6 protein-coding genes and 1 pseudogene are annotated in these 10,647 nt (G+C 47.3%); 3 read left to right on the top strand and 4 right to left on the bottom strand.

Annotation, left to right across the window (positions count from 1 at the left end; translation table 11 throughout):
• Positions 1–2,846 (top strand): T9SS type A sorting domain-containing protein (locus tag GXO74_00510; GenBank protein ID NOZ60139.1); only part of this gene is annotated, 2,846 nt, incomplete at its 5' end.
• Positions 2,847–2,920: 74 nt separating this feature from the next.
• On the opposite strand, the gene GXO74_00505 is transcribed toward GXO74_00510, so the two are convergent.
• Positions 2,921–3,547 (bottom strand): O-methyltransferase, encoded by a 627-nt coding sequence (locus GXO74_00505; GenBank protein NOZ60138.1) that lies wholly within the window; start codon positions 3,545–3,547, stop codon positions 2,921–2,923.
• A gap of 240 nt (positions 3,548–3,787) precedes the next feature.
• Here GXO74_00505 and GXO74_00500 point away from each other — a divergent pair, with 240 nt between their 5' ends.
• Together GXO74_00500 and GXO74_00495 are read left to right on the top strand one after the other, a co-directional pair.
• Entirely contained in the window at positions 3,788–4,924 is a 1,137-nt protein-coding gene (locus tag GXO74_00500) for a carbohydrate-binding family 9-like protein (GenBank protein NOZ60137.1), read from the top strand.
• 29 nt (positions 4,925–4,953) lie between these two features.
• Positions 4,954–6,882, top strand: a complete 1,929-nt coding sequence (locus tag GXO74_00495) for a sodium:solute symporter (protein NOZ60136.1) — start codon at positions 4,954–4,956, stop codon at positions 6,880–6,882.
• A 49-nt stretch (positions 6,883–6,931) separates the two neighbouring features.
• Here the strand turns inward: GXO74_00495 and GXO74_00490 are convergent, their stop codons facing one another.
• The 3 genes and pseudogenes from GXO74_00490 to murG all read right to left on the bottom strand — a co-directional run bounded on the left by GXO74_00490 (position 6,932) and on the right by murG (position 10,372).
• A complete protein-coding gene (locus tag GXO74_00490) occupies positions 6,932–8,353 on the bottom strand; it encodes an aldehyde dehydrogenase family protein (GenBank protein NOZ60135.1) in 1,422 nt (473 codons plus the stop codon).
• A gap of 226 nt (positions 8,354–8,579) precedes the next feature.
• Positions 8,580–9,269, bottom strand: coding sequence for a glycosyltransferase family 2 protein (locus GXO74_00485; GenBank protein ID NOZ60134.1), 690 nt, complete (start codon positions 9,267–9,269; stop codon positions 8,580–8,582).
• A pseudogene (gene murG / locus GXO74_00480) lies at positions 9,266–10,372 on the bottom strand (undecaprenyldiphospho-muramoylpentapeptide beta-N-acetylglucosaminyltransferase). Before murG ends, GXO74_00485 begins: the two are co-directional and overlap by 4 nt.
• Positions 10,373–10,647 lie beyond the last annotated feature (275 nt).

Below are 10,647 nucleotides of genomic sequence, written 5' to 3'. Positions count from 1 at the left end.
TGCAAGATTTGTTTTCCACTATTGATGGTTTTCGCGCCCAAAATAACCGCAATGTTGCCATCAATGAATTTGGCGCCATGCGCTGGCAGCCCGGCGTGGCTGATTTTATGGATGACGAAATGAATCTGATGGAGCAAAAGGGGATCAATTATGCGCTTTGGCTCTGGGAAACTTCCTGGCAGGAATATGCCCAGGAAGTAGATGCGTTCAATTTTCGTCACGGCCCTAATCCCAATCACCATTCTGATGTGAGTTCCAGCGATTTGATTACAGTCATCAGAAATCACTGGGCGAAAAATACAGTGAGACCTTCCAATTTTTATGGCAATAAATATTACGTGAGCGTCAATGGAAATGATGGTGACAACGGAATGTTGCCGCAGACTGCCTGGCGTACGATTCCCCACGCCTTAAGTCAAGTGACTGCTGGCGACACCATTCAAGTTCTTGCCGGAAGCTACGGCAGTTTTACGGTGAATAAATCAGGGCAAGATTCCAATGTCATCGTCATTCGCGGCGTTGGCGCGGATCAGGTGACCGTGCAGGGAATAGAAATTGGCAAAAACGTGCAATTTGTGACGATTAGCGACATGACGGTGCAGGGTTTTTCCAATTGGGGCGTTTTCGTTCGCGGGACAAATCGCTACATCGTTTTTCAGCGTTTGAGAGTTTTCGGCGGCGAAAGTGGAATTCATCTCACCTGGGGCTATTCAGGCCAAAATCCCGAGGACGGCGCTGTTTCCAACATCACCATCGAGGACTGCGTCGTGGCAAATTGCATTTACACCGCCATCGACGGCACTCCGGGTCCCTGCGATAGTTTGACTTTTCGAAATCTGGAGGTTTACGGCGCTGGGATTTCCGGACAGAGTTTTTGGGGATCGGACGGCATTGCCATTGAACGCGGCGATTACATTTTAGTGGAAAATTGTTACGTTCACGATAACGGTGGCGACGGAATCGATCTGTGTTCGCGAAATTACTCTGGCCATCGGCAGGGAATTCTCGTGCGCGGGAATCGAGTTTTGCGCAACCATCAGAACGGAATCAAACTCTGGGCCGGCGGCAGGATGGAAAATAATTTCCTCGGCGGCATGGGAAACACGCCTGTGGATATCGGCGCCATCGAAGGAACTTACGAAATTATCAATAACACGATTGCCTGCAACATGCGCGATTCGTCTTACTCGGTGAGAAATTACGCCATGGTTGCGGCGTATCCCAACGACGACACCGGAGTTTCTGCTTCCATTCAATTGACGATGTTGAACAATATTTTTGCTTTCAACTGTTCCGATCAAATGGGCGGTCCGACCGGCGTTTATCTCGGAGCAGGAGTAAATCTTGTTAGTGAAGGATACAATTGTTATTTCAGCCGCGAGGATGGGGAAATTCAGGCGGAGTTTGTTTCCGGAGACACCTGGTTCACGAGGCAGCAAGTCACAGATGGTACTTGGCACACAAAAACAGGTCAGGGAGCCGGAGATATTTGCCTTGATCCGAAGTTCGCTGCTGGCGACAGTTTCGATTTCCGTTTGCAGCAAGGTTCGCCGGGCATCGATGCCGGGGATCCGGCGGCAGGCTACAACGACAAAGACGGCAGCCGCAACGACATGGGCGGTTACGGTGGTTCACACGGTGAAAGCTACCAGTATCCGGGTCCAGCGAATAATTTTTCCATCTCCGGTGTGGTTACTTATTTCGGCACTTCGTTTCCGGTGGCGGATGTGAATTTGTTTTTGGCAGAAACAGACACTGCAACAGCAAACACGGACAATGGCGGAGGTTACCGCTTCGGCCAGGTTGCTGGCGGAAAAAATTATCTACTCACACCGCTGAAAGACGACGCCGTTTCTGCAGAAACAATTATCAGTTATGACGCCTCTTTGGCGGCGCGGCTGGCTTTGGACCTATTGCCCGATACTTCGGCGTGCCAGCGATTAGCCGCAGACTGCGACCAAAATGGTTCAGTTCAAATGTTCGACGCCTCGCTCATTGCCAGATACGCCGTGGGATTGAACGATGTAGCCGGCTCTTTTGCCGGCATTTGGGGATTTGACCCGCAGAGCAGAAATTTCATTTCTTTGAATCAAAATCAGGAGAATGCTGACTTTGCTGCTTACGTCATCGGCGATGTCGATGGTAGCTGGCCTGTGGCAAGGAATAATGGCAGTGGGGGAAATGCGACTTCCGATTGGATCACATTCAATCAGAAACCCGATGAAAATCTCGAAATTAGTTTTTTGGGCACGGACACTGCCGATATTTTTGCGTTCGATGCGGAAGTTACTTTTGATAGTGAATATTTTTCTCTTGTCAGTGTGAGTAAAACGAATTTTTCAGAAAATTTTACGCTCACGGTCAATGATCAAATTTCGGGCAAAGTTCGCGCCGGCGGCTATCGGACGGAGTCGGTGTCAGGAAACAATCCCTTGTTGAAAGTAGAATTGCATTCTTTACAGTCGGGAAATTTTCTCGATCACATTCACGTACAAAAATATTTTATCAATCAGTTTGATGTACTGAAAAATGCGTCTGCCGTGAAAACACAAAAAATGACGAAAATTCCCCCTTTCAGCATGGAGCAGAATTATCCCAATCCGTTCAATCAAACAACACGAATTTCATACAATTTACCACAAACGATGCGGGTGCGAATTACGGTGCTGGATATTACCGGCAGAACAATCAAAGTTTTGGCGGATGAAATGCAATCTGCCGGCGCGCACCTGGTTTTCTGGGATGGCAGGAATGAAATCGGCAAATCCGCGGCGTCGGGAGTTTATTGGTATCGAATAAAAGCCGGCAATATCAGCCAGACGAGGAAGTTGATTTTGTTGAGATGATTGAAGAAAAATAGAAACCAGGTTTTTCCAAAAAATCCGGTTTCTGGGAACCATCTTTGCTCGCATCGTCAAAATTACAATCTCACACTTACTGCCAATCCGTCACGCAGCGGCACAATCATCGTTGCCAATTCAGGATGAGAAAAAAGCCGTTTGTTAAATTCTTTCACGCCCTCGGTGTACATGTCGCCTTTTTTCTGCAGCACCTTTCCGCTCCACAACGCATTGTCGGTGATGAAAAGCCCGCCGCGACGAAGTCTGGGAACAACAAGATCGATTGTCTCGGGATATTGCTCTTTGTCCACATCGTTGAAAATGATGTCAAACGGGCCGTCAAATTGCTGCAAAATGTCTTGTGCCTGCCCCACGTGAAATTCAATTTTATCTTCAATCGCCAGCCGCTGAAAATATTTCAGGGCGTGTCTTTTGTTTTTCTCGTCGCCGTCCGTGCAAATAATCTTTCCGTCGTCCGCCAGTCCCAGGGAAAACCAAATCGCGGAATAACCGAAACCGGAGCCCATTTCGAAAATATTTTTCGCGTTTGTCGCAACTGCCATCTGTCGCAGAAATTGTCCGCAAAGCGGGCCTATGATGGGAAAATTTTTTTTATTTCCGTAATCGGTCATTTCCTGCAAAACGGCAGCCAGGGGAGGCATGAGGTTCAAAATATATTTTTCCAATTCCGGGTCTAAAATGTGCATGGGATTCTCCTGATGATTTATTTTAAAATTGGACTGTGTAAAATATTAGATGTAAAAAGGGACTAAAAGATAAAACGATGAGAACTATTTGAAAGTTCGAAATTTTCGAATGGTTTTAGCAAAACAAATTGGAATGTTTTTAAAATTTTGCAGGCATTCAAGTTTCGACAAGATAAATGGGTTGACTTATTCCCAGAAATTTTTTATCTTAATTTTTTAGATAAAAAAGAGGGAAAGCCCATGAATCGATTCTTTCATCTTCGGAACCTTTTTTTGTTATTGATATTTTGTTTTCCGCTTGTCCTTTTTTCACAAAATTCTGCTCAAAAACTCCCGCAAAAATTTCCCGTTCCTCAAATCGAATTCAATCCCCGACATTACGTCTGTTATCGCGTACAAAGGCCGATTGTCGTTGACGGTGATTTGCGCGAGTCGAGCTGGCGAAAGGCAAATTGGACCGACTATTTCGTTGATATTGAAGGTGAAAAAAAGCCGCAGCCGAGATTTCGGACGCGGGCGAAAATGCTCTGGGATGAGCGATTCTTTTATTTTGCTGCGGAGTTGGAGGAGCCGCACATTTGGGCGAAATTAATGCAGCGGGACACAGTAATTTTCCGCGACAATGATTTCGAGATTTTCATCGATCCCGACGGCGACACGCATCAGTACTATGAATTTGAAATGAACGCGCGCAATACAGTCTGGGATTTGTTGCTGATCAAACCTTACCGCGACGGCGGCCCGGCAGTCAATGGCTGGGATATTCACGGTCTGAAAAGCGGCGTAAAAATTTACGGGACGCTGAACGATCCTTCTGACCGGGATGAGAAATGGACACTGGAAGTTGCCATGCCCTGGGAGGCGTTGAAGGAATGCGCCCATAGATCGGCGCCGCCGCATTCCGGGGACATCTGGCGGATCAATTTTTCCCGCGTGGAGTGGCAGATTGAAATTAAAAATGGCAATTATTACAAAAAAATAAATCCGACGACAGAGCGACCTTTTCCCGAAGACAACTGGGTTTGGTCACCGCAAGGACTCATTAACATGCATTATCCTGAAATGTGGGGCTTTGTGCAATTTTCCCAAGTGTTTGTCGGTAAAGGAGAAGATGCGTTTGTTTTGCCGGAAGATGAAATTATCAAATGGCAACTGCGCCAGATTTATTATTGGCAACAAAATTATCGACGGGAGCGAGGACATTTTTCTGAAAATTTGCATGAGCTGAAAGCGCCGTTCGCTTTGTTCCGGGAAAATCAAATGATTTTTTTGAAAACAAGCTGGGATCAATTCGAATTCAGGCTGGAAAACGAACAGACGAATTGCATCTGGTCAATTGATCAGGCGGGTAAAGTCAGGAAGACAATTTTGAAGTAGCTGAAAATTTCAAATAGAGGATTGCAAGAGTGAACATGCACTGGATTGACTGGATGATTGTGGCGGCGATGTTGGCGTTGTTGTTCGGTGGTGTGGCCGTGAGCAAAAGATACATGAAAAGCATTGCGGACTTTCTTTCAGCGGGAAGGACTGCCGGCAGGTACATGGTGAGCGTGGCGCAGGGCATCGCCGGCCTGGGCGCGATTACTGTCATCGCTAATTTTGAGATGAATTATAACGCGGGATTTGCCATGTCCTGGTGGGGTTTTACCATGGGAATTTTTGTGTTGATTATCACGGCGTCCGGCTGGGTGATTTACCGCTTTCGCGAAACAAGAGCGCTGACCATGGCGCAATTTTTCGAACTTCGCTACAGCCGAAATTTTCGCATCTTTGCCGGAGGGCTGGCGTTTGTCGCCGGAGTGATCAATTTCGGCATTTTTCCTTCGGTCGGAGCGCGGTTTTTCATCTATTTTTGCGGTCTGCCGGAATATTTCCATATTGGCGGCATGGACATCTCCGTTTTTGCGCTCACCATGCTGATTTTGCTGGCAATTTCCATTTATTTTGTTTTTACCGGCGGACAAATTGCAGTTATTATAACCGATTTTTTGCAGGGTTTGTTTGTGAGCGTGGTCTTTCTCGTGATCGTAATATTTTTCTTCAAGCTGTTCACTTTTGATCAAATTTTTGAAGCATTGAAAACAGCGCCGCAAAACGCCTCGCTGATTAACCCGTTTAAAACCAGCCAGGCGCGGGATTTTAATTTCTGGTTTTTTCTCATCGGCGTCATCGGCGCTTTTTATTCCACACTTTCCTGGCAGGGAACCCAGGGCTACAACAGCTCCGCAAAAACAGCTCACGAAGCCAAAATGGGCGCGGTACTCGCTAACTGGCGCGGCATTCCGCAAGTGCTGTTTTTACTGTTCATCCCCATTGTCGCTTACACTGTCATGCATCACTTTGATTTTTCTTCGCAGGCGAGCCAGGTCAATCAGGTACTTTCCGGATTGGAGACCGACGCGTTGCGCAGCCAGCTCACAGTTCCGCTGATTCTGACGCACTTTTTACCACGCGGCATGATGGGACTTCTGGTCGCGGTAATGCTGGCGGCTTTTGTCAGTACCCATGACACTTATTTGCATTCCTGGGCGAGTATTTTTGTTCAGGATGTGGTCATGCCCTTACGCAAAAAACCCTTTTCCAAAGGGCAGCATCTGCGCATTTTGCGGTTGACAATCGTTGCCGTGGCAATTTTTATTTTCATTTTTAGTTTTTACCTGCGCCAGACGCAGTATATCATGCTTTTCTGGGCAGTGACCGGGTCGATTTTTGCCGGCGGGTCCGGTGCTGTGATTATCGGCGGTTTGTACTGGAAGCGGGGAACTACGGCTGCCGCGTGGAGCGCCCTGATCGGTGGCGCGGTTATTTCCGTGACCGGGTTTGCGCTCAATCAGTTGTACGAAAATTTCTGGATCAATGGTCAGTGGTTCTGGGGAATTGCCATGGTGTCGGCGATGGCAATTTATGTCGTGGTTTCTTTGTTGGATAAAAAAAATGAGTTTAATCTGGAAAAATTGCTCCATCGCGGAAAATATACCATTGAAGGCGAGCATCGCGTCGTTTTTGAAAAGGTGGGTTTTTTTCAGAAGCTCATGGGAATAGGCCGCGAATTCAGCTTTGGCGATAAATTGATTTATGTGGTGACCTATTGCTGGATTTTTTCCTGGGCGATAATTTTTGTCGTCGGCACAATTTACTATTTCATCGTCGGCATTTCAGACGCGCAATGGATGAAATTCTGGAAAATTTATTTGATTATTAATCTCATTGTTGCCGTCATTGTAGTGGTCTGGTTTAGCATCGGCGGATTTCACGACATCAGAAAAATGCTGCGCGATTTGAAATACATGCAGCGGGATGATCGCGATGACGGGTTTGTCGAGTCGAATAATTAAACCAAGATGTAGTACTCCTCCCAGGTGTGCTACATCTTTAGAATGACCGCTACAAATTAAAGCACACCATGCGAATATTTGTCATTTCTTCGATGGCGTAGCGCAAGCCCTCTCTGCCGATGCCGCTCTCTTTGTTGCCGCCGTAGGGCATGTGATCCACGCGAAAAGTAGGCACGTCGTTGATTATCACGCCGCCGACATTGATTTTTTTGATTGCCCTAAAAGCGTAATCGATGCGTTGCGTGTAAATTCCTGCCTGCAAACCGTAGCGCGACTGATTCGCCATTTCCAGCGCTTGAGAAAATTTCTTGAACGGAATTAACGAAACCACGGGCGCAAAAATTTCGTCTTTGACCACCTTCATTTCAGGTTTAACGTCAGTCAAAACTGTCGGCCGGAACATGGCGCCCTTGCGAGTGCCGCCGGTCAAAATTTTCGCTCCTTGATCTGCAGCCTCTTTCACCCACAATTCCGCGCGTTCTGCTTCGCGAAGATCGATCATTGGTCCCACGTCGCAATTTTTGTCCAAAGGGTCGCCGACTATTTGCTTCTCTGTCTCGGCAACAAATTGCTCCTGAAATTTGCCCCAAATTTTTTCATGCACGTAAATTCGCTGCACCGAAATACAAACCTGCCCTGAATTGGCGTAACTGCCAACAACGCAGCGCGGGACAGCATCTTTGAGATCGGCGTCTTCGCATAAAATTACTGCCGAGTTGGAGCCCAATTCCAGGGTGTATTTTTTTAGACCGCCGCGGCTCACGATGAATTCACCTACAGGCGGGCTGCCGGTAAAAGTGACCATTGCCACTCTATGATCGGTCACCAGCCAATCTCCGACTTTCGCGCCGCTGCCGATGACGATGTTCAACGCGCCTGCTGGCAAACCTGCTTCCAGCAAAATTTCGCCCAATCTGATCGCCGTGAGTGGCGTTGACGTCGCGGGTTTCAGCACGACAGTATTTCCGGCGGCAATGGCCGGCGCGACTTTGTGCGCCACTAAATTCAGCGGGAAATTAAATGGTGAAATTGCCGCAATGATGCCGACCGGCGTGCGAATAAAAAATCCCATGCGATTTTCCGCGTTGACGCTGGCGTCCATGGGCACTGTTTCGCCGTGAATTTGTTTCGCTTCCTCGGCGGCGAACTTGAACGTTTCCACTGCTCGGCCGGCTTCCCCAAAAGCGTATTTGTAAGCCTTGCCTGATTCGCTGGCGATTAATTTGGCGATTTCTTCCCGGTTTTGGGCGATCAATTCGGAAGTACGCTCCAAAATGCGACTTCGCTTGTGCGCGGGCATGTCCGCCATGACTGGCAGCGCTTCTTCCGCCGCGCGAATAGCCGCGTCCACGTCAGACTTACTCGCTTTGGGCACGCGCGCCAAAAATTGCTGATTGTAAGGATTGAGCACATCGATCGTTTCTTTTCCGGAGACCCATTTTCCGCCGATCAGCATTTTGTAGGATTTCATTTCCCTACCTCCTTTGAGCGAATGTTTTGGTTTTTTTGCCACAGAGCTACTGGGCTCACAGAGAAATTTTTTAATCCTCACACCAAGCCACGAAGCCACAGAGAAAAAATATTTTTAATTTCGAGATGAGTTTTTGGCTCTTTATTTTTGTAATCTTTGTGCCATTGTGTCTCTGTGTGAGTACTATATCAGTTAAATCTGTATCAAATCTATTTCGCTAAATTGACTATGTTTTCGAATATAAACTCCTTCCCACAACTATCAAAAACCGAATCGTGTCGCGCAGACGATGAATGTGACTGGGCGCTTGATTGTAAATGGTCTTAATGGGAACGTGCGTCACGCGAAATCCGGACTTGAGTGTTTTAACGAGTAATTCCGATTCGGTTTCGTAACGGTTGCTGTGCAGAATTATTTTTTTGAGCACGGATGTTTTTATCAGTCGATAACCTGACTGGCTGTCGCGAACGCGTACACCTGTCAGTAGCGAAATCAAAAGAGACGTCGTTTGATTACTGAACTGGCGGTCCAGGGGCATGTCTTTCAAGTTGTGAATGCGGCTGCCCAGAATCAGGTCGGCATCGGTCTGGTTGAAACATGCTAAAAATTTCGGAATATCCGCCGGATCGTGCTGCATGTCTGCGTCTATGCAGAGCGCCGCTGAAAAATTGTTTTCAATGGCAAAGTGGAATCCCCGCCTTAGCGAAAAACCTTTGCCGCGATTTTTCCCGTTATTCAAAACAACAGCGCCTTGTTTCCGGGCAATGGTTTCGGTGGCGTCAGCGGAGCCGTCATTGACGACAACAATTTGCTCCGGCGGCAGATAGCGGTTGACGCCGCGAATGACCGCGCCGATGGTTTTTTCCGCATTGAATGCAGGAATGATCGCGCAGATTTCTTTTGCCATTTTTGTCATTGAATCAATTCCAGGGCGCTTTTAGCAATTGCCAGCGCGGCATTTTCATGATAAAAATTGTGCAAATTTTTCCGCATGGCTGCGAGCTTCTGCTCGTCAAATATCAGTTCTTCAATTTTTTTTCGTAAAATTTCCGGCGACAAGTCCTGTTGCAAAATTAGCTCGGCAGCGCCGGCTTGCGCCAGCACGCGGGCATTTTTTTCCTGATGCGCTTCGGCAGCAAAAGGATACGGCACAAAAATCGCTGGCACGCTCATTTGCACTATTTCAGCAATCGTGATCGCCCCGGAGCGGCACAGCGCTAAATCCGCCGCGGCGTAAGCGTCCGCCATATTGTAAATGAAGGGTTGGAGATAAATTTGATGGCTATCGCCGTCAATCACTGCTTTCGTGTTTTCAAAATCACTCTCGCCCGTTTGCCAGATGAATTGGATGTTTTTCGACAGGCTGACGATTATTTCAGACAGGGCGTGGTTCAGCGCACTGGCGCCCTGACTTCCGCCAAAAAGCAGAAGTGTTTGCTTATTTTCGTCCAGATTAAATTTCGCCAGCGCTGCTTTGCGATTTCCTTTTTTCTCTGTCAGCCGCACCGGATTCCCGGTAATGCGAAACTTTTCTTTGTCTTTAACTTTTGTCAAATATTTGGTCGCTTCCTGAAATGCCAGATGAATTCGTTTCGCGCGCCCGGCTAAAATTTTCGTCGTGATTCCCGGAAAACTGTTTTGCTCCTGAATCAGAGTCGGAATTCCCAACAACGTCGCCGCGTAAACCACAGGCCCGCTGACAAAGCCGCCGGTGCCGATGACAATTTTCGGTTGGTATTTTCGCAAAAAAAGCAGCGACTGGATCAAGCCAATCAGCAGGGAAAAGAAAAATGTGAGCGTGTTCAGACTCAATTTTCTGCTCAAATATTGCACATGAATCGTCTTCAGCGGATAGCCTTCGCGAGGGACAATTTTCGCCTCGATGCGGTTTTTCACGCCGACAAAAGTGATTTCAATTTCCGGGCGAAGTTTTTTCAGCGCGTTGGCGATGGCGATTCCCGGATAAACATGCCCGCCAGTGCCGCCGCCGGTGATTACTACGCGTGTGTTTTCGGACATTCTAAATTGTGCTCCTGTTCCATTTTGTTTCTGGAATGTTCAAAAATTCCAAATTCCAATATACAAATACCAAACACCAAACGAAATCCAAATTCCAATTTTTAAATTCCAAAGCGTATGCCTAAAATACCATTCACCAATCACAACTTACTAAATCAAACCAATGACCAATGACAAGTGCCAATTGACAAAAATACCATTCTCCGACACTACCCTTTCTTCTTTGCCAATAACGCCGCATAACGAATCGCCTGAATTAACGCCGTCGGGCTGGC

The organism is Calditrichota bacterium (genome assembly GCA_013152715.1).
Lineage (GTDB): Bacteria > Zhuqueibacterota > Zhuqueibacteria > Thermofontimicrobiales > Thermofontimicrobiaceae > 4484-87.
This window is presented reverse-complemented; position numbering and strand designations above follow the sequence as displayed.

Bases quoted from the DNA above. Each gene is read 5' to 3' on its own strand.
- GXO74_00490 (NOZ60135.1), bottom strand. From the start codon at position 8,353: ATGAAATCCTACAAAATGCTGATCGGCGGAAAATGGGTCTCCGGAAAA.
- GXO74_00500 (NOZ60137.1), top strand. From the start codon at position 3,788: ATGAATCGATTCTTTCATCTTCGGAACCTTTTTTTGTTATTGATATTT.
- GXO74_00505 (NOZ60138.1), bottom strand. From the start codon at position 3,547: ATGCACATTTTAGACCCGGAATTGGAAAAATATATTTTGAACCTCATG.
- GXO74_00485 (NOZ60134.1), bottom strand. From the start codon at position 9,269: ATGACAAAAATGGCAAAAGAAATCTGCGCGATCATTCCTGCATTCAAT.